The 23,747-nt window shown below is 65.4% G+C and carries 21 protein-coding genes; 8 read left to right on the top strand and 13 right to left on the bottom strand.

The features are described from left to right. A partial coding sequence (locus M3I53_RS25040; protein ID WP_254318617.1) for a divalent metal cation transporter occupies positions 1 to 443 on the bottom strand: 443 nt, incomplete at its 3' end. Between the two features lie 359 nt (positions 444 to 802). Between M3I53_RS25040 and M3I53_RS25045 the strand changes: the two genes are divergently transcribed. Both M3I53_RS25045 and M3I53_RS25050 read left to right on the top strand, forming a co-directional pair. Next, positions 803 to 964: a DUF1328 family protein gene (locus M3I53_RS25045; protein ID WP_254318530.1), complete on the top strand. Its 162-nt coding sequence runs from the start codon at positions 803 to 805 to the stop codon at positions 962 to 964. A gap of 269 nt (positions 965 to 1,233) precedes the next feature. After that, positions 1,234 to 1,707, top strand: a complete 474-nt coding sequence (locus tag M3I53_RS25050; RefSeq protein ID WP_254318531.1) for a PRC-barrel domain-containing protein — start codon at positions 1,234 to 1,236, stop codon at positions 1,705 to 1,707. Between the two features lie 238 nt (positions 1,708 to 1,945). Here M3I53_RS25050 and M3I53_RS25055 read toward each other — a convergent pair whose 3' ends face one another. The 3 genes from M3I53_RS25055 to phaP all read right to left on the bottom strand — a co-directional run bounded on the left by M3I53_RS25055 (position 1,946) and on the right by phaP (position 4,816). Continuing rightward, positions 1,946 to 2,446, bottom strand: coding sequence for a DUF421 domain-containing protein (locus M3I53_RS25055; protein ID WP_254318532.1), 501 nt, complete (start codon positions 2,444 to 2,446; stop codon positions 1,946 to 1,948). A 481-nt stretch (positions 2,447 to 2,927) separates the two neighbouring features. After that, the gene (locus tag M3I53_RS25060; RefSeq protein ID WP_254318533.1) at positions 2,928 to 3,902 is read right to left on the bottom strand and encodes a hypothetical protein; all 975 of its coding nucleotides are present in this window, start codon (positions 3,900 to 3,902) and stop codon (positions 2,928 to 2,930) included. Positions 3,903 to 4,312: 410 nt separating this feature from the next. After that, the gene (phaP, locus tag M3I53_RS25065; protein ID WP_254318534.1) at positions 4,313 to 4,816 is read right to left on the bottom strand and encodes a phasin family protein; all 504 of its coding nucleotides are present in this window, start codon (positions 4,814 to 4,816) and stop codon (positions 4,313 to 4,315) included. A gap of 155 nt (positions 4,817 to 4,971) precedes the next feature. Here phaP and M3I53_RS25070 point away from each other — a divergent pair, with 155 nt between their 5' ends. Next, positions 4,972 to 5,265: a DUF2934 domain-containing protein gene (locus M3I53_RS25070; protein ID WP_254318535.1), complete on the top strand. Its 294-nt coding sequence runs from the start codon at positions 4,972 to 4,974 to the stop codon at positions 5,263 to 5,265. A gap of 53 nt (positions 5,266 to 5,318) precedes the next feature. Here M3I53_RS25070 and M3I53_RS25075 read toward each other — a convergent pair whose 3' ends face one another. Both M3I53_RS25075 and M3I53_RS25080 read right to left on the bottom strand, forming a co-directional pair. Then, a complete protein-coding gene (locus tag M3I53_RS25075) occupies positions 5,319 to 7,985 on the bottom strand; it encodes an excinuclease ABC subunit UvrA (RefSeq protein ID WP_254318536.1) in 2,667 nt (888 codons plus the stop codon). A gap of 112 nt (positions 7,986 to 8,097) precedes the next feature. Continuing rightward, positions 8,098 to 8,994 carry a LysR family transcriptional regulator gene (locus M3I53_RS25080; RefSeq protein WP_254318537.1) on the bottom strand — a complete coding sequence of 299 codons (897 nt, stop codon included), beginning with the start codon at positions 8,992 to 8,994 and terminating at the stop codon, positions 8,098 to 8,100. A gap of 83 nt (positions 8,995 to 9,077) precedes the next feature. Between M3I53_RS25080 and M3I53_RS25085 the strand changes: the two genes are divergently transcribed. Continuing rightward, positions 9,078 to 9,854: an NAD(P)H-dependent oxidoreductase gene (locus tag M3I53_RS25085; RefSeq protein WP_254318538.1), complete on the top strand. Its 777-nt coding sequence runs from the start codon at positions 9,078 to 9,080 to the stop codon at positions 9,852 to 9,854. A 117-nt stretch (positions 9,855 to 9,971) separates the two neighbouring features. Here M3I53_RS25085 and M3I53_RS25090 read toward each other — a convergent pair whose 3' ends face one another. From M3I53_RS25090 to M3I53_RS25115, 6 genes are all read right to left on the bottom strand, one after another. Then, a complete protein-coding gene (locus M3I53_RS25090) occupies positions 9,972 to 10,967 on the bottom strand; it encodes a hypothetical protein (RefSeq protein ID WP_254318539.1) in 996 nt (331 codons plus the stop codon). A 70-nt stretch (positions 10,968 to 11,037) separates the two neighbouring features. Further along, positions 11,038 to 11,418, bottom strand: a complete 381-nt coding sequence (locus M3I53_RS25095; protein ID WP_254318540.1) for a potassium channel family protein — start codon at positions 11,416 to 11,418, stop codon at positions 11,038 to 11,040. After that, positions 11,415 to 12,461 (bottom strand): DUF2955 domain-containing protein, encoded by a 1,047-nt coding sequence (locus M3I53_RS25100; RefSeq protein ID WP_254318541.1) that lies wholly within the window; start codon positions 12,459 to 12,461, stop codon positions 11,415 to 11,417. The genes M3I53_RS25095 and M3I53_RS25100 overlap by 4 nt, the downstream gene beginning before the upstream one ends. Positions 12,462 to 12,470: 9 nt before the next feature. Then, positions 12,471 to 13,589, bottom strand: coding sequence for an HlyD family secretion protein (locus M3I53_RS25105; RefSeq protein WP_254318542.1), 1,119 nt, complete (start codon positions 13,587 to 13,589; stop codon positions 12,471 to 12,473). Further along, on the bottom strand, positions 13,586 to 15,163 hold the full coding sequence (locus tag M3I53_RS25110; protein WP_375542577.1) for a TolC family protein: 1,578 nt from the start codon (positions 15,161 to 15,163) through the stop codon (positions 13,586 to 13,588). The genes M3I53_RS25105 and M3I53_RS25110 overlap by 4 nt, the downstream gene beginning before the upstream one ends. A gap of 16 nt (positions 15,164 to 15,179) precedes the next feature. Beyond that, the gene (locus tag M3I53_RS25115; RefSeq protein WP_254318543.1) at positions 15,180 to 16,286 is read right to left on the bottom strand and encodes an AI-2E family transporter; all 1,107 of its coding nucleotides are present in this window, start codon (positions 16,284 to 16,286) and stop codon (positions 15,180 to 15,182) included. 730 nt (positions 16,287 to 17,016) lie between these two features. On the opposite strand from M3I53_RS25115, the gene M3I53_RS25120 reads away from it, so the two are divergent. Together M3I53_RS25120 and M3I53_RS25125 are read left to right on the top strand one after the other, a co-directional pair. Next, complete coding sequence (locus M3I53_RS25120) at positions 17,017 to 17,745, top strand: type IV pili methyl-accepting chemotaxis transducer N-terminal domain-containing protein (RefSeq protein ID WP_254318544.1); 729 nt, start codon at positions 17,017 to 17,019, stop codon at positions 17,743 to 17,745. 23 nt (positions 17,746 to 17,768) lie between these two features. After that, positions 17,769 to 19,163: an MFS transporter gene (locus M3I53_RS25125; protein ID WP_254318545.1), complete on the top strand. Its 1,395-nt coding sequence runs from the start codon at positions 17,769 to 17,771 to the stop codon at positions 19,161 to 19,163. 56 nt (positions 19,164 to 19,219) lie between these two features. Here the strand turns inward: M3I53_RS25125 and cobA are convergent, their stop codons facing one another. Then, a complete protein-coding gene (cobA, locus tag M3I53_RS25130) occupies positions 19,220 to 20,014 on the bottom strand; it encodes a uroporphyrinogen-III C-methyltransferase (RefSeq protein WP_254318619.1) in 795 nt (264 codons plus the stop codon). A 712-nt stretch (positions 20,015 to 20,726) separates the two neighbouring features. On the opposite strand from cobA, the gene nirB reads away from it, so the two are divergent. Together nirB and nirD are read left to right on the top strand one after the other, a co-directional pair. Next, positions 20,727 to 23,318 carry a nitrite reductase large subunit NirB gene (nirB, locus tag M3I53_RS25135; RefSeq protein WP_254318620.1) on the top strand — a complete coding sequence of 864 codons (2,592 nt, stop codon included), beginning with the start codon at positions 20,727 to 20,729 and terminating at the stop codon, positions 23,316 to 23,318. Positions 23,319 to 23,346: 28 nt separating this feature from the next. Beyond that, positions 23,347 to 23,694, top strand: coding sequence for a nitrite reductase small subunit NirD (nirD, locus tag M3I53_RS25140; RefSeq protein WP_133186372.1), 348 nt, complete (start codon positions 23,347 to 23,349; stop codon positions 23,692 to 23,694). Positions 23,695 to 23,747 lie beyond the last annotated feature (53 nt).

Below are 23,747 nucleotides of genomic sequence, written 5' to 3' on the forward strand. Positions count from 1 at the left end.
ACATAGGCGAGCATCACCAGGGTGAGCCATTTGAGAAAGCGCGCATAGCTTTCGTAGGGCAGCGAAATCTGCAGGATGGCTGAGAATACGCCGATGGCAACGACGTAGAGATGCTCGGGGCCCGGAACGAGAAGATGGATCGCTGCGCCCATCGCGGCGAGATCCGCGGCGATGTTGATGGTGTTGGCCACAGCCAGCAGCAGCACCAGCAGCACGACGAGCCATTTCGGGCCGAACGCGCGCATGTTCGAGGCGAGCCCCTTGCCCGTGACGCGGCCGATCCGCGCGCTGGTCATCTGGATGGCGACCATGAGCGGGTAGGACAGCAGGAGCGTCCACAGCAGCGTAAAGCCGAACTGCGCACCTGCCTGGGAGTACGTGCCGATGCCGCTGGGGTCGTCGTCCGCCGCGCCGGTCACGAGGCCGGGACCGAGGCGCGACATCCATGAGCGTTCCGTGCGGTCAGTGACCGCGGTCTCAGGCTCGAGATTCTGCTGATCGTTTGACACGGGGCGGCTCTCCTTCTCGAGGCCGCAGCGCGGCGTGAGCCATTTCCGCAAGTCTTGTGCCGCATCGCTGAGGCAGATGCTGGCGCAGATCGACTTCGCTTGCCAACCAGCCGTTCTCGCTTGACCGGTTGCGCGCTCGCGCTGACCGAGCCACCGGTGCATTCTTTTCAGGCTCGGCCAGGCACGCGGATGCAAGGCACGCGGGTTGCTCCTCTCGTACCTCCCATCGCGGACACTTCTCCCGCTCTTCAGGATCGCGTAACGGGAGAGAGTGCAAATAAAGGAGAGTTACCATGCTTTACTATGCGGTCGTTTTCCTGGTCATAGCGATAGTCGCGGCATTTTTTGGGTTCGGGGGCATCGCGGCAGGCGCGGCGAGCATTGCCAAGATCCTCTTCGTGATCTTCCTCGTGTTGTTCCTCGTCAGTTTGCTATACGGCTACAGGCGGCGTTGAATGGCCGTCGGTGTCCCGGACGGCCCGGGCTGCAACGGGAGCAAGGCGGTAATGTGGTTAGTCGCTTCGATCACGGCATCGCTCTGTGCGCGCGCGAAAGCCCGTACGTTCATTTGCGGTGCTCAAGGGCGAGCCGGGCGCGGACGAGGCGTCGCGTTTTCTTGCGGGCGGAGCAACCGTTCTCCAAACAAGACACGACAATCGTTTCCAGGCGTGGCACGCGGCATGCGCTGGACGTCATCGCAACTCTCAACCGAAAGGAGCGCAGCATGACTATTCTTCATCCCCAATCAGGAGGCACCGGTGCACAGATCGTCGGCGGGGGCATCGGCGAAGGTCCAGGCCCGGAGATCATGGCCGCGGCCACGCTTGACGGCAACAAGGTGATTTCCGCTGACGGCGAACATGTCGGCAAGATCTCCGACATCATGCTCGACGTGCGTAGTGGCCGCGTCGCGTACGCAGTTCTGGCGGAGGGTGGATTTCTCGGCATGGGCAACACCCTTCACGCGATCCCCTGGAGCGCATTGACGTTGGACACCAACGAGAAGTGCTTTCGTGTCGACATTCCGGCCCAGCGTATAAAGGACGATCCCGGCTTCGATAAGGATCACTGGCCATCAATGGCGGACTCCACGTGGGGCACGCAGTTGCATGACTACTACAACCGCCGCCCGTACTGGCTAGGGACCGGGGACCTTCCGGGACGGGATCCCGGAGTGAACAATCCGGTGGACGTCTGAAGGCAGTGAGTTTTTGAAGTTCTTGGCCTTCTGAAAAACAATATTCTGTACGGCCACTCTTGGGCATCGGCTTTCATTGGCCGATGCCCATTTTTTCGCCACGGCTCCCGAGTCGGCGCGCAGGAATTCCGTGTTGCCTATTTTTCACGGGCAGCAGGCCCTCGAAGCGGTCTCGGAGGCGTGGGCTGCGGGTGCCGCGAGCACTCAGGCGTGGCGCGATAGCGGCGGTGTTTTGCGGTTACGGGCTCGGAGAACGCCTGCGAATCAGGCTGATCTCTCCGTTACGCTCGAGGATGGCTGCCTCGACGTCTTCTAGTTGCGTCGCATGGAGTTCCTGTCGGACCGTCTCAAGCACATCCGCGCGCGTGACGAGAGCAGCGGACATCTGGGCACGGTTGAACTTGCCGTCGCGGTAGACCTCCCGCTCCACACCGACCACCAGCGTTTCCAGCCATCGGTATCGAATGCACAGCCATGCGAGCGCCCGATGCATCAGCACGAGGACCAGCGACGCCACAAACGTCGCTACCGCCGGCGAGGCGCCGACGATGAAGCGGCTGAGCGTCGCGCCTAGCAGAATCGCGACCACGTAGTCAAAAGGCGAACGCTGGCCAAACGAGCGTCTGCCGGATATGCGGATGAGTGCAAGCGTGCAAACGAACGCAACAACTGAGCGCAATGCCATCTGCAGCGAATCGAGTTCCTTTCCGGCGCCGAACAGCGCAACGAGAATGTCCATGATGCTCTCCCTGCTTACCCTTCGAATGGCCCCCTTGCTTTGCGCGGTCGGCGTCGGCCTTGAGAAACGGGTGATCGCGAAGGCGGACGTGTGGGCTCGGCATAGTCGGCCGTATGCGGGTTGCTCTCGATTGTCATGAGCGCGCCGTGGGGCGGCCGACGCGCGGTTTCTTCGACCGATGCGAGCGGCGCAGCGGGGTACTCGCGCCACTGCTGCGAGCGCGGAGCGGCGATGCGCGGCATCCTGGGCGGCGACATGCGCCCGCCCCGGACTCTTGCAGCCGTACCGGGCGCTCCATCGCCGCGCGTGGGTGCCGGGTGGATCGACGAGAAGCCACGCCCGGCTAGGCGTGCATGTTCAGATCAATGCCAAAGCAGCGCGATGAGAATAATGATCGGAATCGGAACGCCAAGCAGAAAAAGAAGAATTGAGCGCATGTTTGCCTCCTCTCAGATCGAAAAGTAGTGGGATTGCCGAGGCGTCAAAATTCGCGCATCCGGCCGCCGATCGTCGCCATCAGACTGGCGGAGAAGGCTCCCATGAGCAGCGAAATGAAGAGCCACAATGTGACGCGGACGGTGGCCCTGCGGACCGCTTCTACGGCTGCGCGCGCGGCGCGCTCCTCCGCATTGACCTTTTCCTGCAAGCGCGACCAGGTAGTCGTGACGCGCGCGCGCGCATCTGCCGGTGCGAGCCCGGTTTTCTCGGCCACGATGCGCGCTACGTACTCGGTGTCCTCGGCTGAAAGCGCCCCGCCCGCAGGCAGACTATTGAGGAAAATTCGCGCGATCTCCTGCTTCTGCTGCGCGGTCTCGAAGACCTGTTCGGCAGGCAAGGTATTCGGCGAACTCGAAGCACCCGAGGTACTCCCGGCAGCGGATGCGGTGGCGCCCGTCACCGGACGCAGCATGCCGTCGATCAGATAGCCCATGGGCCAGGTGCGGTATGCGGCCGGGGCGTTGCCGCGATTGAGGGCCGCAACTCCGCTCGCGGCGTGCGCTGCGTTCTGAGTGCCTGCACTCACGCCCTCGCGGGCCAGCCCGGACATGGCCGCGGCGAACAAGAGGGCGGAAAGGAGCGTGGCAAGCGCCCAGGCGAGAAAGCCATGTACGGTGTCGCGGAAGTGGGTTTCGTCTGTACCGATACCGGGCCAGTGCCGACGCAATCGCCCCGCGAGATAGCCGCCTAGACCGGCAGACATCACCTGCGTCACGCAAATCCAGATGACGGCCGCCACGCCGAACGTCTTTGCCTGCGCGCCGCTTCCAGGCCAGGGCGAAAGCGACGAAAGCCCGAGGCCCGTGCCGAGCATGAGAAGAATGAGGGCGAAGGCCGCCATGCCCACGGCTCCCGCCACGACAGCACTCCAGGAAACGGCGGAGCGTGGGCGTCCGTAGGGCGGCTCTGCGGCGCGCGCCGCCGCGACGTCACTTCCGAGTCGATCGATTTCGTCCATGGCTAACCCTCGTTTTGGTCGTAAGCCTGCATGCGATGCCGCGCAGCGGCAGGCGGTTCAGAGCGACACAGCACGAAACGTGCCGCACGCGCGAACGCCGCGGACCGTGGGAGGACGGGCAACCTGGGAACACTAAGGGCGAAGTGCTAACGCCCGTCGATTGCATGGAGGACCGAGAGGGGACCGCATCGCATTCTTTTCATCGCGAAGAAGTCAGGCGCCGCGCGTGGCGGCGCCGTGGACGCCCCGTGGACGGCCAGTGGCCGGCCGACGAAGACAGCCTTGCAGGGCGAGGCTGGCAGCGTGCCGGCGCGCTCGCGCGAATGTCTGGCCACACGTATTGTCCTGGTGGCCGAAGCGCGAAGAGTCTCGGTGCTCCTCCGGCCAGCATGGACCGCGTTCTTAACGACTTATTCGGAACGGCGCGGCGCCAGGGCATCCCCGCGCGGGTCGACGATTCGGACTTCATTTTCCTTTGCGCCCGAATCGGCCGGCGGGCCGCTCGCCGGGACTATTGAGCTGACATCGGTTGCCGCATCCCCTAGCGCAGCGCTCAGCGCCACGAAATTGCGGTTCAGGCGGCCCTCGGTCTCGTTCACTGCTTCGATGACAGCGTCCACCATGATCTCGTTGACGTGGCGCCAGTACGCGGCGGCTTTCGCAGTGCCTGCGAGCGCCAAGCTCGCCTGCAGGCGCCATGCGGCGAACGGCGATCGCTCGTCGGCTGCTTCGAGGGCGACCGCCCGTTGTTCGTCGATCGTCGTATCGATCGCGCGGCTGTTGAGTTCGGCGATGCGCTGCGCCGTTCCCACACAGATCTGCACGAGCTCGCTCATTTCGGCTGTGAGCCAGGGCGTCTGCGCGGATTCTTCGCCAGATGCGGAGTGGGGTAACACGATGATGCTTTCGGCCATGGTCGACTCCTTTGCGGTTCGTCGTCGCTGATTTGCGATTCGACGCAGTTGCGGGTGCGGCATCTTCGTGCTGCGGTGCCGCAACGTCCGTACCCGGCAATCCGCGTGGCGGAACGCCCTTTGCGCTACGGCTGATGACTGCAACGGAGGCTCACATGGCAACGAAGGCGACGGAACAAGAAAGCGCGGCTCAACAGTCGGAAAGCCAAATCGATAAAGCTGTCGAGGGGACCTTTCCGGCCAGCGATCCGCCGGCGATTGGCGGTGCGACGAGGATAGAAAAGACACCAGTGGACAGTGCCCGGGAAGAGCGCATCCGGCAGCGTGCGTACGAGTTGTGGGAGCAAGCCGGATCTCCCGACGCTCACACCGACGAGTACTGGCATAGGGCAGAGGCAGAAATTAATGCGGAAGAGCAAGACGGCACGGGCGAGCCCGGCTCGCAATAGCGTGTTCGGACCGGTACGGGCGACGACGCGCGGCGTGTAGCAGGGCGGCAGAATCAGGTGCCGATTTGTTGCCGCAGATACGAGGCGGTGCGGCTACCTTTGTCGCGCGCGACTTCGGCTGGCGTGCCGCTCGCCACGATCGTCCCGCCGGCGTCGCCGGCGCCTGGGCCGACGTCGATGACCCAGTCACTTTGCGCGGCCACGCGCATATCGTGCTCGACCATCACCACTGTATTGCCCGCGTCGACGAGACCCTGCAACTGCAACATCAGCCGGTCGACGTCCGCGGGATGGAGGCCGGTAGTCGGCTCGTCGAGGATGTACAGCGTGTCGCCGCGCTGCGCGCGTTGTAGTTCGGTGGCTAGCTTGATACGCTGCGCTTCGCCGCCCGATAGCTCTGTCGCCGGCTGCCCGAGCCGTAGATAGCCGAGGCCGATGTCGCGGAGTACACCTAGCGCGCGCATCACACCCGCTTCCCCGGCGAAGAAAGTGCACGCGGCGTCGACAGTCAGATCCAGTACCTCGGCGATGTTTTTATCGCGCCACGTGATCTCGAGAGTCGAGGCGTTGTAACGGGTACCGTGACAGGTCGAGCACGGTGCGTATACGCTCGGCAGAAATAACAGCTCGACACTGACGAAACCTTCGCCTTCGCAGGTCGGGCAGCGGCCTTGCGCGACATTGAACGAGAAGCGCCCGGCGCTGTAGCGACGCCGGCGGGCGACGGGCGTGTCGGCGAACAGTTTGCGCACGTGGTCGAAAAGACCCGTGTAAGTGGCGAGGTTGGAACGCGGTGTGCGCCCTATCGGCTTCTGGTCGACGCAGACAAGCCGCCGGACCGCCTCCATGCCTTCGGCGATATGGCCGCTCGTTGGCACCGCCGCGGTGATGAGCAGGGGGTCCTGATCGTCATCGTCCGGGCTCTCCATGCTCCGTCCCAACCGGCTCGCGACCAGTTCGGGCAGCGCCTGGCTCACGAGGCTCGATTTTCCTGAACCGGACACGCCCGTCACGGTCGTCATGCAGCCGAGCGGCAACGCGACGTTCAGCCCGTGGAGATTGTTGCGGGTGATTTTGGCGAGCCGCAGCCAGCGCTGAGCATGGCGCGGCGTGCGATCGACAGGTGCGGGCTGGGCGAACAGATGCCGGCGCGTCTGCGAGGCTTCGACCGCCGCGAGTCCCGCGGGCGGGCCGCTATAGACCACGTGGCCGCCTGCTTCCCCCGCAGCCGGACCGACGTCGACCAGCCAGTCGGCGCGCCGCATCATCTGCAGGTCGTGCTCGACGACGAACAGCGAGTTGCCCGCCGCCTTCAGTTCCTGCAGTGCGTTGTAGAGCGCTTCGCCATCGGCCGGATGCAAACCGGCCGATGGTTCGTCGAGCACGTACACGACGCCGAACAGTTGCGACGAGAGTTGCGTCGCCAGCCGCAGGCGCTGCAATTCGCCCGACGATAGCGTGGGTGTGCTGCGTTCGAGCGCGAGATAGCCCAGGCCCAGATCGATGAGCGTCGCCAGCCGTTCGAGCAGTTCAGCGGCGATGCGCTGCGCGGCGACAAGCTTCTCGCTGGACAGGTTCGGCGTGCGCCGGACATCGGGCGATGCTTTGTGCGCGGAGCCGCCGGCAGCGACCCGTTTGTCCACGGCTTCGCGCATCGCTCCTTTGCTGAGCACGCCGCCCTGGACGGTCGCCGTACCCGGCTGCGGCCACTCGCCGCGCGCGATGGGCTCCAGAACCGCGGCGAGCCCTGCGAGCGGCAACTGGGAAAGCTCGCCAATATCGAGCCCGGCGAATTTCACCGAGAGGGCTTCTTTCTTGAGCCGTTTGCCGTGGCACGCCGGGCAGACGCTGCTGAGCATATAACGCGAGACGCGCTTTTTCATCAGCGCGCTCTGGGTGTTCGCAAAGGTGTGCAGCACATAGCGGCGCGCGCCCGTGAACGTGCCCTGATAGCTCGGCTCGTCCTTGCGTCTGAGCGCGGCGCGGGTTTCTTTCGGCGTGAGGCCGGCGTAGACTGGCACGCTCGGCTGTTCATCGGTGAAGAGGATCCAGTCGCGATCTTTCTTGGGTAGATCACGCCATGGCGTGTCGACGTCATAGCCGAGCGTCACCAGGATATCGCGCAGATTCTGTCCGTGCCAGGCTGGCGGCCACGCGGCGATCGCGCGCTCGCGGATGGTCAGTGAGTCGTCGGGCACCAGGGAGTTTTCGGTGACCTCATACACGCGGCCGAGCCCATGACACGTTGGACAGGCGCCTTGCACCGTGTTCGGCGAGAAGTCCTCGGCAAACAGCATCGGTTGTTTCCGCGGATAGTCGCCGGTTCGCGAGTACAGCATGCGCACCAGGCTCGACAGTGTGGTCACGCTGCCCACCGACGAACGCGCGCTCGGAGCGCCACGCTGCTGTTGCAAGGCGACCGCAGGCGGCAGCCCTTCGATGGCGTCGACTTCGGGCACGCCGACCTGCTCGATCAGGCGCCGCGCGTAGGGCGCGACCGATTCGAAGTAGCGTCGCTGCGCCTCCGCGTAAAGCGTGCCGAACGCCAGCGAAGATTTGCCGGAACCGGATACCCCCGTAAACACGACGAGCGCATCGCGGGGAATCTGCACGTCGACGTTTTTCAGATTGTGCTCGCGCGCGCCGCGCACGCGCACGAAGCCGGTACGAGCGTCAGCGGGCGCAGGCGCCCCATGCGGTTTGCTGCGAATAGCGTCCATGTGAACCGATCGAGGTTGAGCGCACTGCCTGGGCTGCGCAAACGCTAGTGCCCCAGCACGGGACATGCCAGCTGACGGGCCACGTCGTGACGATGCCGTGTGTTGCCCGCAGCTACACGGCGCGCGCGATCTGCTCGCGCAGCCAGCGATGCGCGGGGTCGCGATGCGAGCGCTCGTGCCAGAGCATGCACATTTCGTAGCCGGGTACCTCGACGGGCGGTTCGACCGCGCGCAGCGCCGCGCTCTCGCGCACGAGCCGCAAGGGCAGCATCGCCACCAGGTCGCTGCGTTCGAGTACCGAGATGACAAAAAGGAAGTGCGGGACGGAGAGCACGACGCGCCGTGTGAGTCCGGCTTGCGAAAGCGTTTCGTCGGTGATGCCGCGAAATCCGCCGCCTTCGGGCGAGACGATCACGTGCTCCAGTGCGCAGAACTGCTTGACACTCGGACGGCGCTTGAGGCGCGGATGGTCCGCGCGGCCCGCAAGCACGTAGTGCTCGGTGAAGAGCGTGCGGCGGCGCAGGTTATCGGGTGCGCCGCTGGTGGTATGGAACGCCAGATCGATTTCGCCCTGCGCCGCCTGCTTCGCGAAGCGCGCGGGCGCGAGTTCCACCACGGCCAGGCGCGTATGCGGCGCGGCCTCCCGCAAGCCACGCAGCGCCGGCAACGCGATGGTGGACTCGCCATAGTCGCTCGCGGCCACGTACCAGGTATCGCGGGCGCTGGCTGGATCGAACGGGCGCTCGGGCGCAATGGCGCGCTCGAGCGACTCGAGCGCCTCGCGCAGGGGCTCGCGCAAGGCCAGCGCGCGAGCCGTGGGCTGCATGCCGCGAGGGCCTGGCAGCAGCAGTGGATCGCCCAATATCTCGCGCAGCTTCGCGAGATGCACGCTAACCGAGGGTTGCGAGAAGTTCAGGCGCCGCCCCGCGCGGGTGACGTTGTGCTCGGCGAGCAGCACGTCGAGCGTGACGAGCAGGTTGAGATCGAGGCTGCGCAAATTAGCGGACATAATGGCTGGTATTCCCGTTATTCATTTCCACTATAGCAGCGGGGAAGCTAAGCTGGGTTCGTACCAGATCAGGGAGCCCTCCTATGAATATCCTGCTCGTCTATGCACATCCCGAACCGAAGTCGCTCAATGGCGCGCTCAGAGACTTCACCGTGCGGCGTCTTGAAGCGGCGGGTCACGCCGTTCAGATGTCGGACCTCTATGCCATGAACTGGAAAGCGACGCTCGACGCGCAGGACAGCGTCGAGCGCCGGGGCAACGCGCCGTTTGATCCAGCGCTCGATTCGAAGCACGCTTTCGAGAACGGCCTACAAACCGGGGACATCGCGCGGGAGCAGGCAAAGCTCTTGTGGGCCGATACGCTTATCCTGCAGTTTCCGCTCTGGTGGTTCTCGATGCCTGCCATCCTCAAGGGCTGGGTCGAGCGTGTTTTCGCGTACGGCTTCGCCTATGGCGTGGGCGAGCACTCCGACGTGCGCTGGGGGGACCGCTACGGAGAAGGTACGCTGGCTGGCAAGCGCGCGATGCTCGTCGTGACGATGGGCGGCTGGGCGTCGCATTACGGGCCTCGGGGGGTGAACGGCCCGATCGACGACATTCTCTTCCCGATCCATCATGGCGTGCTCTATTACCCGGGCTACGACGTGCTGCCGCCGTTTCTCGTGTATCGCACGGGGCGCATGGACGAGGTGCGCTATGCGCAAACACGCGACGCGCTCGGCGCTCGTCTCGACGTGCTGGCACAGGCCGAACCCATCGCGTTCCGCAAGCAAAATGGCGGTGCGTATGAAATCCCGGCGCTCACGCTGCGTGAAGACGTTGCGCCCGAAAGCACGGGGTTTGCCGCGCACATTGCGTAAGCGAGGGCGGTTGCGCTCACGGTGCCGCCGTCTGCTGAACCTGCCGTTAAGCAGGATGAACGCCTGCCTGGCAGGCTCTCATCGCACTGCCCCCACGCGCGACCATCGTTCGAATTCCTAAAAACTGACCGCAAGGCCGAACGAAACGCCGTGCACGTTGTGGCCAAACACATAGCGGACCATCGCCCGCGTACGGGTAATGATGACGGGATACGCGCTGCTGTCCAGTTCCAGGCCCACGCCGAGCGAGGTGAGTTCGTTGAAGCCGAGCACCCCGGCGCTGTCGCCGAAATAATGCGAGTAGGCGAACTCCAGCACGTAGCGCACCGGCTTGTCGAGCGCGTGCCAGCCCGTTGGCGCGCGCCAGCGCGTCCAGAGGCTCACTTGCTGCGCCATGGCGGAACCCTGAACGGCTTCCGAACTCCCGCCGAAGCTGCGAAGGTAGATATCGGTCGCGCGTAATTCCGCATCGATTTCGTAGTTTTCGCGGTAGTGCTCATAGTCGAGCATGAGCGAGCCGCCGTAGCCATAGGCGTCCAGATAGCCGTTATTGAGGAATTGGAGATTGCTGTCCGTGACATGGTTGAACAACGTCTGTCCGATCCGCAGATCGCTGGAAACACGTCCGATCGTGCCGTTTATGATCGGGCGAAACACGAGTTCGTTGGTGATGCGGAAGTCCCAGCCAAGTCCCACCGTGCCGCTGAAGGTATTCCACCTCGTGGGCACCGCCCGCGTCTGTGCGCCGTCGGTTGCGATGAACGTCGGGTCGTAGCGGCTATAGGCGAGCGTGCCTTCCATGTACAACGGAAACGAACGGCTCAGCGTGAAGCCGCCGCCCAGCTGTGTCTGTCCGAAGCCCGGGTTGCCGGTGGTGCCGTTGTTGATCGACAGCGAACTGGTGGTGACGTCCGGCACGGTGGTGTAGGTCATGATGGACAGCACAGCGTCCGCATGCTGCTTGATGTTGCCGCCTATCACGGTCTGGTTCGACAACTGGCCCGGTACGTTCTGCGCATGCGCTTGCCACGGCAGCACGGCGGCAAGCAACGCCGCGCCAGTCTTCACTAGCGCGATGCGCAGTTGCAGCCAACGGACGGTGGTGATCGTCATGTTCGATCCGGCCGGCTCCCGATGCCCCGTGGGGTTTGTTTGCACCTGCTCGAACTTGCTTGGAGCCTTCTCATGCCCGATTGCGCGCATGGCGTGAGGCCTCCTGCACGCCGCGTACGGCGGCGGCCACGATCAATCCGGTAAACACGAGGCCTATCAGTCCGAGCAGCACCGCGTCGATACGGCCGAACGCGGTGGTCGGTACCACATCGCCGTAACCGATGGTCAGCGCCGTGATCGCGCAGAAGTACACGGTCTCGCCCATCGGCGAAGGGGTGCGGTTCAGCGTCTCCACGGCGCCCCCGAAATAGAACATGCCGATCGTCAGGATGACGAATATCAGTAGCAGCCCGGCCAAAAGCAGCCGCATATACCAGATGGTCCGGCCCGATTCCAGCAGGATTTCGCGTGCTTTCGGGGCGTGGTCCGCGCTTGATGACGCATTGTTCATGGCGTATTCCTCCTGGGCACGGCTGCGCCACGCTGTGCGAAACGCTCGACTATCTGCAACATCAGGCACGCGTAAGCGGTGACGGCAAGAAAGAGCGCCATGCGCACGGCGAATGCGCGGTACACGTCCTTGCCCGCCACGCTGTCCTGGACCGACTGACCCAGCAGAATGATCATCGTGACGAGACTGTTCAGCCAGAAGCCGGGCGAATAACGCGTGGGGCGAATGCGATAAAGCTTGCGCGCCACGAGCAGGCCGAACAGCAGCATCCAGAGATAGAACATCCAGATGTTCACGAAGAGCCTGAGCGCAAACCAGAACGCGACGGCGAGCAGTCCGCCGAGCGCGGTGGAACCGAGCAGTTCGCGCGCCGCGCCGCGTGCCGAGGTGGTGCAGCTTTGCCTGCCGAGGCTCACGGACTTCATGATGACCGGCATGTAGCTCGCGGGGTCGCTCATCGCCAGCAGCCAGGCCGGCATGACCACGAGCGCGGCCTGCAAGGCGATACGCGACGCCGTCTCCTGCGGCAGGACGCGCGCAGCCGGTTTCGCGTCCGCCACCGCGGCGCCGGGCTCGGGAAAGAGCGCATGACTCACGATCGAGACGAGCACGGCGAGCAGCAGTCCTTTGATGAGCGCGCCGACCACCGTGGCGGCGAGTTGCTGGTCGGCCACGCCGGCCGCGGTAATCATCGTGAGGCCCGCCGCGAGGAACGTCGCCACGAGATTGTTGCCGCCGCGCAGGCCGGCGCGAAACGCGAGGAAGAGGCAGAGACCGACGAGCAGCACGCCCGCGAACGCGTAATAGCGCAGCACGGGGACGAGCAGCAGGCCGCTGCCCGTCGTGAGCGCGACGACCAGTGCGAGAGCGAGCGCCGCCTTGAGCGAAAGCGGCCGGTTTTGCGTCCCCAGCAGAAAGACGGCGAGCACCGGCGCGATCACTGGAATCGGAAAGGCGAGCGCGAAGCTGATCGCAAGCGTGAGCGCCGTGCCGGTGGCAACGCGTAGCGCGCGGCGGCCGGGAATCGATGGGCTCGTTTGCATGGACGCCGCTCAGTAGAGGTAGGAAAGCCAGCTCATCACCCGCAGGAACACGCGGCCGAGCGGATTGAGCGGGTTGCCGGCGCTCGGAAACGCCATCACTTCCGCCTGCCCGCCCACGCGGACGTTGCGCAGCCGTGCGCGTTCGTCGCTGTCGAACTCGACGATCACGGGAAAGCGTTGCGCGGGGCGCAGCCAGTCGCGGCTATTCTGCACGGTGGGCAAGGTGCCGGGCGGCGTGCTCTGTCCGACGCTCACGCCATAGCCGATGCTGCGGATGCGTCCGCCGAACACTTCGCCCGGCAGCGCGTCGAGCGCGATGGCGACGGGCGTGCCCGCATGAAGGCGGCCTAGATTGTTCTCCGTCATGTCCGCGCTGACCCAGACATCGTGAATGGCGATGAGCGTCATGACCGGATTGCCCGCTGCCGCGAACTGGCCGACTTCAGTGCGCAGGTCGGTGATGACGCCGGCCGAGCGCGCGCGAATGCGCGTATTGGCGAGATCGAGTTCGGCCTTTTCGAGCGCGCCCGCGGCGCTGCGCAACTGCGCGTTCTCCGCCTCGTTGCCGCCTTGCTGTTCGCGCGCGCGTTCGATTTCGGCCCGGGCCGCTTCGACCTGGCTTTGCGCCTGCTCGTGCGTGGCGCGCGCCACCTCGAGCCGCCGCAGCGAGACCGTGCCTTCGTCTTCGCGGTACAGCCGTTCCAGCCGGTCGCTATCCTGGCGCGCCTTGACCTCGTTGGCGAGCGCCGCGCGCAACGAGGCTTGCGCCGAATCGATCCCGGCGGTGCTCGCGCCGATCTGACGGCGCGTGGATTCGAGGTCGGCGCGCGCGCGGTCGGCGGCAATGCGGTATTGCTCTTTGTCGATTTCGAACAGCACGTCGCCCGCGTTGACTTCCTGGTTGTTGTGCACGAGCACGCGTGTCACGCGTCCCGACACTTCCGTCGCAACGGGCACGACGTAGGCCGCAATGCGCGCCTGCTGCGTATAAGGCGTGAAGCGATCGGCAAGCAGGTACCAGACCAGGCTGATGGCGATCAGGACGACGACCCACTTGAGCGCCTTGCCCGAGGAGTCGGAAGCCGGCGGCGCCTCGCGCGGGCTGGAAGGTTCGGACGCGCTGCTCATCGTGTCGGCCCGGCCGGTTGAGCGCCAGGCGCTTGCGCGGCAGAGGGCGATGCCGGTTCGTCGAGCAGGTCGCCCCAGTCCGTGCGTCGCTGCATCTGGGCGCGGGTAGCGGGATCGATGAGCGGCTGATCGAGGTCCCAGCCGCCGTCGACGGCCTTGTACAGCGCAATGAGGCTGCTCACGGCGTTGCCGCGATTGACGACGAATGCGTCCTGCTGCGCGGAGAGTGCTCGCTGCGCGTCGAGCACGCGCTGGAAGTCCGAGTACCCTTCGCGGTAGATCGTATTGGCGAGCGTGAGCGAGCGCTGCGCCGCGCCTTGCGCATCGTGCAGGATGGTATCGCGCTGCAGTGCCGCGTTCAGCGCAGTTGCCGCGTCGTCGGCCTCGCGCGCCGCGTCGCGCACGGTGTCCTGATACGCAACGATCAATTGCTGCAGGCGGGCATCCTGCACGCGCACGTTGTTCGTGATGCGGCCGTGATCGAACAGGTTCCATGTGATGCTCGGGCCGCCCACCACGGCGAGCGTGCTCGGCGCGCCGGTGAGCGAGCTGGCGCTCCACACGAGCGAGCCGACCAGCGAAACGGATGGGTACAGATCGGCCTTCGCCACGCCGATCAGGGCCGACTGGGCGGCCATCTGCTGCTCCGCGGCGCGCACGTCCGGCCGTCGCAGCAATAGCTTCGCGGGCACATCCTGAAGCACGGCGCGGTCGATGAGCGGGACGAAGCCCGCCTTGGCCGGCTGCACGTCGAGTTCCGGCAGCGGGCCGGGCGGGCGCCCGAGCAACACGCTAAGCGCGTGACGCGCCACCGCGATCTGGCTTTCGAACACGGGAATGCTGCTCAGCGTGCCGAGATACTGCGTTTTTGCTTGCTGGAGATCGAGCTCGTCGGTTTCGCCGCTCTTGAAGAGCTTTTGCGTGATCTCGTAGCTGCGCTTTTGCAACTGCGCGTTTTCGCGCGCAATGCGCAGGCGCGCTTCGGTCGTGCGCAGCGTGTAATAGGTGTCCGCGACCTGCGCGTGAACGAGCACTAGCGCGTCCTCGCGGTTGTCCTGGGCGGCGAAGAACGAGGCGTCGGCCGATTCGATCGCGCGGCTAAAGCGTCCCCAGAAGTCCAGTTCCCAGCCGATGCTGAAGCCAAGACCGTATTGGAAGTACGCGCCCGAACGCGGGTCGAAACCGTCATGGCGCTTGCGCGCCGAGGCCAGCACGTCGGCGTTGGCCTGCTGCACCTGCGGGTAACGCCCCGCGAGCGCGATGCCGAGCTGGGCGCGCGCCTCGATCACGCGCAAGGCGGCGATCTTCAGGTCGCCGTTGTCCGCGTCGGCCGCGGCAATCAGCTGTTCGAGATTGTCGTCCCCGAATACGCGCCACCATTGCCGCGCGTCGGGTTGCTCGTCGGCTTGTGCCGCGATCGACGTGACCTGCTCGATCGACGCGCTGCTCCAGTGCTCGCTCCAGCTCTCGTGTTGCGGCTGAAAGTCGGGGCCCACGCGCATGCACGCGGCCAGTAGCGTGCTCAGGCAGCAGGCGCCGAGCGGGAGCCAGTAAGGGCGCTCGCAGAGGATCACAGGGCGGCCTCGCGGCTCAGGCCTGCTGTTCTTCTCGTGCGTGCCCGGTTTGCGGCTGGTCTTTCACCCAGCGCCAGAACAGTTGATAGCCAACGGCGAGCATCACCGGGCCGATGAACAGGCCGATCACGCCGCCCGTGACCATGCCGCCGATCGCGCCGATCAGCACCACGGGCATGGGCACCGCCACGCCGCGCCCGAGCAGCAGCGGCTTGAGCACATTGTCGGCGAGACCGGCAACGAACTCGTAGACGGAGAACACGATGGTCGCCGTGCTCACGCCCTGCGTCATGATCACGAAGATGATGACGGGCACGGTGACGAGCGTCGCGGGCAGCTGCATGATGCCGATCAGCAGCACGGCCAGCGCGAGCAGGCCTGCGCCGGGAATGCCCATCACGATGAAGCCGACGCCGATCAACACCATCTGGATGAACGCGATGCCCACCACCCCCTGCGCGACGGCGCGAATCGTGGCGGTGCAAAGGTCGGCGATTTGCGGGCCGTTCTCCGGGCCGGAAATGCGCGAGGCGATCTGCACCGTGCTGCGATACCCCGTCTCGCCGTGGGCCATGAGAATGCCCGCAACGATCAGGGCTACGAAGAAAACAAGCAGCGCGGCGCCAAGCCCGGTGATCGTGCCGAGCAGCGCGAGACCGGCCGCCTTCAGTTGCGGTGCGAACCGCTGCACGAGACCGGCAATATCCGTCGACGCCTGCATCCAGAAGTCGTATACGCGCTGACCGACGATGGGCCAGTGAGCGATAGAGTCGGCGGGAGGCGGGATATGAAACGTGCCGCCCTTCGCGACGCTCATGGCATGCTCGATCGAATCGGCCACGGCGACGCCGAGCAGCCAGGTGGGCGCCAGGATCACGGCGAACGCCACGAGGATGATGAGCGTGGCGATGAGTCCATCCTTGCGGGGGAAGCTGCGCTGCAGCTTCATTTGCAGCGGATAGAGCGTGACCGCGAGAATCACGGACCAGACCATGAGGTCGAGGAACGGGGCGAAGATGCGAAAGCAGAACATCGCCAGGACGGCAATGAGCGCGGCGCGAATCAGAACATCGAGCAAATCCCGGGATTGCGCCTTCGGCGTTGATCTAGTGGGCAGCAGCATCGTCTGTGTCTCCTCGCTGACCCGGGCGTGCAATCCAGACGCGCCCAGGCTCCTATCGCGTTCCGGCGAGGACCGCCGGAACTCCAGGTAGTACGAGAAACTGTCCGCCGACGTTGCGCTCCTTTCCGGCATGGCCCCGTGACAGGGAGCACAGCTCTACGATGTTTGCAGTCGCCTGTGAGTTGTGCGGAGCGCGTCGTCGAATTGAGTCTATTACACGCACTGAAAAGGAACAATGAACGCGCGGCCCGCTTTGGACCAGCCAGAAAAGCGCTTGGCAGGGCATGTTTACAGAGTAGCGCCGTCGCGCCGAAGGGCAAGACGGTGCGCGGCGATGGTGCGGGGCATCGCTGCAGTGCACCAGCAGGAGCCACCAGAAGCACACGATTGGTGGCGCGCAGCCGGTCTGCGCTTCGCGTGCCACGAGCGCTGCTTGAACCGTGAAACCCGCGCCAGCCGGGCGTTACGCAAGGCGCGCGGGCCGCCTGCAGACCGGGTGGCATACCTATTGCTTTGTCGCTACCGGGGCCAATGAAGGCTCCAATGAATTGCATCATCGTCCCGCCGTGAGCGGGATCATTCGATTGTGCGGGGCAACGGCGTCCCGAAGCAGCACTCCACGGCACAGCGTGCGTGGCGAGTGCGCTTCGGGACGCTTTTTTATGCGCGTTGCGCACGCGCCCCGTCTGGCAACACTTTCGCGGCGCGATTTGCACAACTAAAGATGGCCATGCGGGAAACGACACCTGATATCTCTGCGGAAATCGTCGGCGAGCTCATCAATCTGGCCGGGCGCCAGCGCATGCTCTCGCAGCGCGTGGTCCTGCATGCGCTGCTCGGCTTGCGCGGCGACGCGGCAGCGCTCGTCGTCGCGCGCGAATGCCTCGACACCTTTGCGGCTTCGCACGCACGGTTGGTGGAGGGTGACGATCATTTTCCCGGCGTGTTCTCGACGGCGTTGCGCGAACTCTATTTCGGCGCACGCAAGGCCGACGAGCGCATCCGTGCGTTTACGAAACTCGCCGCGCATGCGTGCGCCTGCCTCGAACGCTCAGTCCAGGCGTCGGCGGCCGATAGCGCGTGCGAGACAGCCGTGACGGACCTCACCGCGGCCGCCACGCCGCTGCTCGAACTGCTGCAGGCGCTGACCCAGGCGTATCAGGACGAATTGCGCAGCGTGGAAGCGGCGGCAGCGAAGCGTCAGGCCGGCATCGTCGATGAACTCTCCGCCATTTCGCTGCGCGCGAACATCGTCGCGCTCAATGCACGGGTGGCGGCCGCTCGCGCCGGTCAGTTCGGCCGCGAATTCGCGGTGATCACGGCGGAACTGGCGCACGTGATAGGCGAAATGGACAGGCTCGTGCAGGGCGTGGTCGGCAAGCCCGACGCGCGCAACAGCACGCCCGAAAGACATTCTGGATTCCGAAATCAACGGATGCATGCCCGCCTGGCGGGTTGAGATCCACTACTGGAGAGAACCTCGTGAAAGACCTGGTAAGTTCGCTCAAGAGCGGTAACTGGCGCGCGCTGATCGCGTGCTTCCTGTACTTCGACACCGGCTTCACGGTGTGGGTAATGTTCGGCCCGCTCGCACCGTTCATCCAGAAGGACATCGCGATGACGCCGGGCGAATTGGGCCTGCTCGTGGCCGTGCCCGTGCTCGGCGCGGCGATTCTGCGCGTGACGCTCGGCAATCTCTATCAGGCCTGCGACGGCCGCCGGGTCGCCCTGATGGGCATCGCGCTTTCCGCCATCCCCGCTGCCGTGCTGCTGATGATGCCGGGCACGCCGTCCTATACCTTGCTGCTCGTGCTCGGCGTGCTGCTCGGCGTGGGCGGCGCGAGCTTCGCCGTGGCGCTGCCCATGGCGGGCAGCAACTATCCGCCGAAGGTGCAGGGCCTCGTGCTCGGTCTCGCGGCGGCTGGCAATATTGGCGCCGTGCTCGACGGCTTCCTCTTTCCGGGCCTCGCCAGCCACTATGGATGGGCGCGAGCGACCGGCGCGGCGCTGCCGCTGCTCGCACTCGCCGCGACGGCCGTGATCTTCTGGGCCCGCGATCTCGGCCAGAAGTCTGGCAGTGCGCCGCAGGCATTGCGCTCGTTCGGCATCACGCTCGCCGGCTTGATCGCGCTCGTGCTTGCCGTGCATGGGGGCTTGTTCGGTGCGGGCAAGACCGGTGTGCTGCTGCTGCCGGTGCTGGGCGCACTGCTCGCCATCGCCGTGTTGCCGCGCCACTATCGAGCGGTGCTCACCGAAGGCGATACGTGGGTCGTGATGCTCGTGTACAGCATCACGTTCGGCGGCTTCGTGGGCATGTCGTCCTATGTCTCGACGCTGCTGATTTCGCTCTACCAGGTACCTAAGCTCGAAGCTGGCGTAGTGATGTCGTTGCTCGCGCTCACCGGCGCGATGGTGCGCCCGCTCGGCGGCCTGATCGCGGATCGCATTTCGGGCGTGCGCGCACTCGTGGTGCTGCTTGCCGCGATCTCGGTATGCGACTTCGCGTTCGCGCTGTGGATGCCGCCGTTCGCCGCCGGCATTGCGCTGCTCGCATTCACCTACGTGTGCTTCGGTCTCGGCAACGGCGCGACGTTCCAGCTCGTCCCGCGCCGCTGGCAGGGCCGCACCGGGCTGATGTCGGGCATCATCGGCGCGGCTGGCGGGATCGGCGGCTTCTATCTGCCGGTCATCATGGGCATTGCCAAGGAGAGCACCGGCAGCTACCAGATGGGCTTCGCGACGTTCGGCGTGATCGCGGCGGCGGCATTCGCACTCGTGGTGCTGCATCGCGCACGCTGGCTCGAATGGGCGCTGCCCCAGGAGCCGGCGATGGTGCCGGCTGTCGTGCAGGGCGCTCGGGCGAGCGCAAGCAACTGATATCCAGCTAGATAGCGAGATGCGGCCCGCGCGCACGCGACGGGCCGCTAACGCATTTAAGCGCGTCGACGCAGGTCTTCGATACTCGCTTCGCGCGAATGCACGCCGAACGATGCAGGCGAAATGGCGAACGAAGCCGCCTCGCCGATCGCGTTGCCCACGAGGATGATGGCGGGGCTGCCAAGGCCTGCTGCACGTGCGTGCGCCGCGATCGCGCCGAGCGTGCCCGTGACGCGCCGCTCGTTCGCGCTGCCGGCCCACTGCACGACGGCGGCGGGCGTGGCCGTGGGGAGCGCGTCCACGAGCGTTGCGCAAAGCGACTCGATCCGGCTCATGCCCATATAGATGGCGAGCGTCATGCCCGTCGCGGCGAGCGCCTGCCAGTCCGGTTCGCTGTGGTCGCGCAGATGCGCGGTCACGAAGATCACGCCCTGGCAATGGTCGCGATGCGTGAGTGACACGCCGAGTCCCGCCGCTGCCGCGAACGCCGAAGAAACGCCGTTCACGATCTCTACCGTCACGCCTGCCCGGCGCAACGCCGCGAGTTCTTCCCCTGCGCGGCCGAACAGCAGCGCGTCGCCGCCTTTCACGCGCACCACGTGCAAGCCGCGGCGCGCGTAGCGCTGCATCAGCCGCTCGATGAAGGCCTGCGGCGTGGAACGGCAGCCGCCTCGCTTGCCCACGCGGATCACCCGTGCCTGCGGCGCGAGCGTGACGATTTCCGGATTCACGAGATCGTCGAGCAGCACGACATCGGCACTCGCGAGCACCTTCGCCGCCTTCAGGGTGAGCAGGTCGAGATCGCCCGGACCTGCGCTCACCAGCGTGACCTTGCCTTCGTTGCCCGTCATCATCGTCGTCGTCCTTTGTATCGCGCGCACCCACGTGGGGAGCGCCATAAAAACAAATGGCGTCCGCTCGCCGCTTGCGACGAGGGGACGCCATTGTCCGGTTGTGTTCGAATCGAGGCGCGAAGCGCGGCCCCAAGTTTGCCTGCCCGGCGACGCTGCCGGGCCCTCAGCGTCACGCAAGTTCCAGACCAACTTGCGCGCGCTCGCGCGATGCGCTTGCTCGCCGGCCACACCTCGGCGGCCACACTTCGCCGGCCGCACCTAGGCGGCCGCACCTAGCCGGCCGCACCTGGCCGGCCGCACCTGGCCGGCCGCACCTAGCCGGCCGCCACCCATTAACCACGCCGCAATCGGCACGCTCAGGCGCACAGCGAATGTGCTGCACGGCACCAACCTTGTGCCGGCCTGCATCACGATGCGCGCGCGGGCGGTGTGCCGCACGCCCCGCTCGCCGGCAGCCGAACACCGCGGGGCGGGGCGTTGCGCGGAATGCACGCAGATTGGCACAGTGCTTGCGTATTGCTTTGCAGCAAGTGCCAAGCGAATCAATGGCGATTCGGCCGCAAGCAGTAGCGCGGCGCACAAGGGTTTCGTATTCAGGGCAACGGCGTCCCCCGAATCTGGCTTCGCGCAAGCTGGAATCGCGGGACGCCTTTTTTATTGGCAGGGGCTCATGGTGCAAGCAACGAACGAAGTGAACAGCTCGGCGGCGATGGAGATCGTCGTCGTCGGCCATGGCATGGTGGGCCACAAATTTCTAGAGTGCATCCTCGCGGACGGCGCGCCTAATGCGCGCGTGACCGTGCTGTGCGAGGAGCCGCGTCCCGCCTATGACCGCGTGCACCTCTCCGAATTCTTCGCGGGCAAGTCGGCGGATGATCTCTCGCTCGTGGCGCCCGGCTTCTTCGATCGCGAGAACGTGCGTCTCGTGCTGAACGCCAGGGCTGTATCGATCGATCGCGAAGCGCGCACCATCGAGGTGTCCAACGGCGAGACGCTTGCGTATGACAAACTCGTGCTGGCCACCGGCTCATCGGCGTTCGTGCCGCCGATCGCGGGCAATGATCGCGCCGATTGCTTCGTCTACCGAACCATCGACGATCTCGAAGCGATGCAGGCGCGCGGCGCGCATGCGAACTCTGGCGTGGTGGTGGGCGGCGGCCTGCTCGGTCTCGAATGCGCGAAGGCCCTGCGCGACCTGGGCCTCGAGACACACGTGGTGGAATTCGCGCCGCGCCTCATGGCGGTGCAGGTGGACGACGACGGCGGCCGCATGCTGCGCGGCAAGATCGAAGAACTCGGCGTGAGCGTGCACACGCACAAGCATACGCTGGCGATCGTGGACGGTAAGACGGTGGACGGCGCAACGGCCGCCAACCGCATGCAGTTCGCCGACGGCACCCACCTCGACGCCGACATGATCGTGTTCTCGGCCGGCATTCGCCCGCGCGACGAAATCGCGCGCGCCTGCGGCCTCGAAATCGGCGCGCGCGGCGGCATCGTGATCGACGACCAGTGCCGCACGAGCGACGCGAACATCTACGCCATCGGCGAATGCGCGCTCTGGCAAGGTCAGATCTTCGGCCTCGTCGCCCCCGGTTACGACATGGCGCGCATCGCCGCCAAGGCGCTGACGGGCGAGGCGTCGAGCTTCGCGGGCGCCGACATGAGCACCAAGCTCAAGCTGATGGGCGTGGACGTGGCGAGTATCGGCGACGCGCACGGCAAGACTCCCGGCAGCCGTTCCTACCGCTACGCAGACGAGCGCCGCCAGGTCTACAAGAAGATCGTCGTGTCCGATTGCGGCAAGAAGCTGCTCGGCGCGGTGATGGTCGGCGACGCGAGCGAATACGGCACGCTGCTGCAGATGATGCTCAACGGCATCGAGCTGCCCGAGTCGCCCGAATTCATGATCCTGCCGCAGGCCGACGGCAAGGCGAAGCCCGCGATCGGCGTGGAAGCGCTGCCCGACGCCGCACAGATCTGCTCATGCAACAACGTTTCGAAGGCGCAAATCTGCGCGGCGGTGCAGGAAGGCGCGACGACCATCGCCGCGGTGAAGGGGGCGTGCAACGCCGGCACGTCGTGCGGCGGCTGCGTGCCGCTCGTCACGCAGATCATGAAGTCGGAGATGAAACGCCAGGGCCTCGCCGTCAATAATCATCTCTGCGAGCACTTCCATTATTCGCGCCAGGAGCTTTATCACATGGTGCGTGTGGAGGGCATCAAGACCTTCGGCGAACTGCTCGCGAAGCACGGCAAGGGGCTGGGCTGCGATATCTGCAAGCCCGCCGTGGGCGGGATTCTCGCGTCCTGCTGGAACGAATTCGTGCTGAAGAAGGAGCACGCGAGCCTGCAGGATTCGAACGACTACTACCTCGCCAACATTCAGCGCGACGGCACGTATTCGGTGGTGCCGCGTATGCCCGGCGGCGAGGTCACGCCGGAAGGTCTCATCGCCGTAGGACAGGTGGCGAAGAAGTACGGCCTTTACACGAAGATCACGGGGGGCCAGCGCGTGGACCTCTTTGGTGCGCGCGTCGAGCAGCTGCCTTTCGTCTGGGAAGAGCTGATCGCCGCCGGCTTCGAATCGGGGCACGCATACGGCAAGGCGCTGCGCACCGTGAAGTCGTGCGTGGGCTCGACGTGGTGCCGCTACGGCGTGGGCGATTCGGTGGGCTTCGCGATCGAACTCGAGAACCGCTACAAGGGACTGCGCGCGCCGCACAAGATCAAGTTCGGCGTCTCGGGCTGCACGCGCGAATGCGCGGAGGCGCAAGGCAAGGACGTCGGCATCATCGCCACAGAGAAGGGCTGGAACCTCTACGTGTGCGGCAACGGCGGCATGAAGCCGCGCCATGCGGAACTGCTCGCTGCCGATCTCGATCAGGCCACGCTGGTGCGCTACGTCGATCGCTTCCTCATGTTCTACGTGCGCACGGCCGACCGCCTGCAGCGTACGAGCGTGTGGCGCGACAACCTCGAAGGCGGCCTCGACTACCTGATCGACGTGGTCGTGCACGACAAGCTGGGACTCGGCGCCGAACTCGAAGCGGAAATGCAGCTCGTGGTGGACACCTACGAATGCGAGTGGAAGAAGGCCGTGACCGATCCTGAAACGCGCCGCCGCTTCCGCCACTTCGTCAATAGCGATGCGGGCGATCAACACGTGACCTTCATCGAAGAGCGCGGCCAGATTCGCCCGGCTACGCCCGAGGAGCGCACTCAAGTTATGCAAGCGGCGCCGCAATTCAAGCGGCATGAAACGCTGTCCGGCATTCCCGTCGTCGTCGAAACCGTCTGATTCCTTTCATCGAACCGAGGAGTACAAAATGAGCAACGAACATAGTCAAGGCAACTGGGTTCCCGTCTGCACGCTCAACGACATCGTGCCGAACACCGGTGTGTGCGCGCTCGTGAAGGGCGAACAGGTCGCCGTGTTCCACGTCGACGACGGCGACGCGCGCGTGTACGCCATCGGCAACTACGACCCGAACTCGCACGCGGCAGTGCTCTCGCGCGGGCTCGTGGGCAGCTTTGGCGAGCGCATCGTGGTGGCCTCGCCCATCTACAAGCATCACTTCGATCTATCCACCGGCGAGTGCATCGAGGCGCCCCAGCATTCGGTCAACGCGTTCCCCGCACGCGTGGAAAACGGCCAGGTGTGGATTGCCGCCTGATTGCCCGAATGAAATGACAAACGCGCGGCGCGCAGGACGCGCCGTGCGCCCCG

This window comes from Paraburkholderia sp. CNPSo 3272 (assembly GCF_024206495.1).
Classification (GTDB): Bacteria; Pseudomonadota; Gammaproteobacteria; order Burkholderiales; family Burkholderiaceae; genus Paraburkholderia.

Excerpts from the sequence above, each read along its gene's own strand:
- nirB (WP_254318620.1), top strand. The coding sequence starts at position 20,727 with ATGGAGATCGTCGTCGTCGGCCATGGCATGGTGGGCCACAAATTTCTA.
- M3I53_RS25120 (WP_254318544.1), top strand. The coding sequence starts at position 17,017 with ATGCGGGAAACGACACCTGATATCTCTGCGGAAATCGTCGGCGAGCTC.
- M3I53_RS25085 (WP_254318538.1), top strand. The coding sequence starts at position 9,078 with ATGAATATCCTGCTCGTCTATGCACATCCCGAACCGAAGTCGCTCAAT.
- M3I53_RS25115 (WP_254318543.1), bottom strand. The coding sequence starts at position 16,286 with ATGCTGCTGCCCACTAGATCAACGCCGAAGGCGCAATCCCGGGATTTG.
- M3I53_RS25045 (WP_254318530.1), top strand. The coding sequence starts at position 803 with ATGCTTTACTATGCGGTCGTTTTCCTGGTCATAGCGATAGTCGCGGCA.
- M3I53_RS25055 (WP_254318532.1), bottom strand. The coding sequence starts at position 2,446 with ATGGACATTCTCGTTGCGCTGTTCGGCGCCGGAAAGGAACTCGATTCG.
- M3I53_RS25070 (WP_254318535.1), top strand. The coding sequence starts at position 4,972 with ATGGCAACGAAGGCGACGGAACAAGAAAGCGCGGCTCAACAGTCGGAA.
- phaP (WP_254318534.1), bottom strand. The coding sequence starts at position 4,816 with ATGGCCGAAAGCATCATCGTGTTACCCCACTCCGCATCTGGCGAAGAA.
- M3I53_RS25100 (WP_254318541.1), bottom strand. The coding sequence starts at position 12,461 with ATGCAAACGAGCCCATCGATTCCCGGCCGCCGCGCGCTACGCGTTGCC.
- M3I53_RS25075 (WP_254318536.1), bottom strand. The coding sequence starts at position 7,985 with ATGGACGCTATTCGCAGCAAACCGCATGGGGCGCCTGCGCCCGCTGAC.
- nirD (WP_133186372.1), top strand. The coding sequence starts at position 23,347 with ATGAGCAACGAACATAGTCAAGGCAACTGGGTTCCCGTCTGCACGCTC.
- M3I53_RS25105 (WP_254318542.1), bottom strand. The coding sequence starts at position 13,589 with ATGAGCAGCGCGTCCGAACCTTCCAGCCCGCGCGAGGCGCCGCCGGCT.
- cobA (WP_254318619.1), bottom strand. The coding sequence starts at position 20,014 with ATGACGGGCAACGAAGGCAAGGTCACGCTGGTGAGCGCAGGTCCGGGC.
- M3I53_RS25090 (WP_254318539.1), bottom strand. The coding sequence starts at position 10,967 with ATGACGATCACCACCGTCCGTTGGCTGCAACTGCGCATCGCGCTAGTG.
- M3I53_RS25060 (WP_254318533.1), bottom strand. The coding sequence starts at position 3,902 with ATGGACGAAATCGATCGACTCGGAAGTGACGTCGCGGCGGCGCGCGCC.
- M3I53_RS25095 (WP_254318540.1), bottom strand. The coding sequence starts at position 11,418 with ATGAACAATGCGTCATCAAGCGCGGACCACGCCCCGAAAGCACGCGAA.
- M3I53_RS25050 (WP_254318531.1), top strand. The coding sequence starts at position 1,234 with ATGACTATTCTTCATCCCCAATCAGGAGGCACCGGTGCACAGATCGTC.
- M3I53_RS25080 (WP_254318537.1), bottom strand. The coding sequence starts at position 8,994 with ATGTCCGCTAATTTGCGCAGCCTCGATCTCAACCTGCTCGTCACGCTC.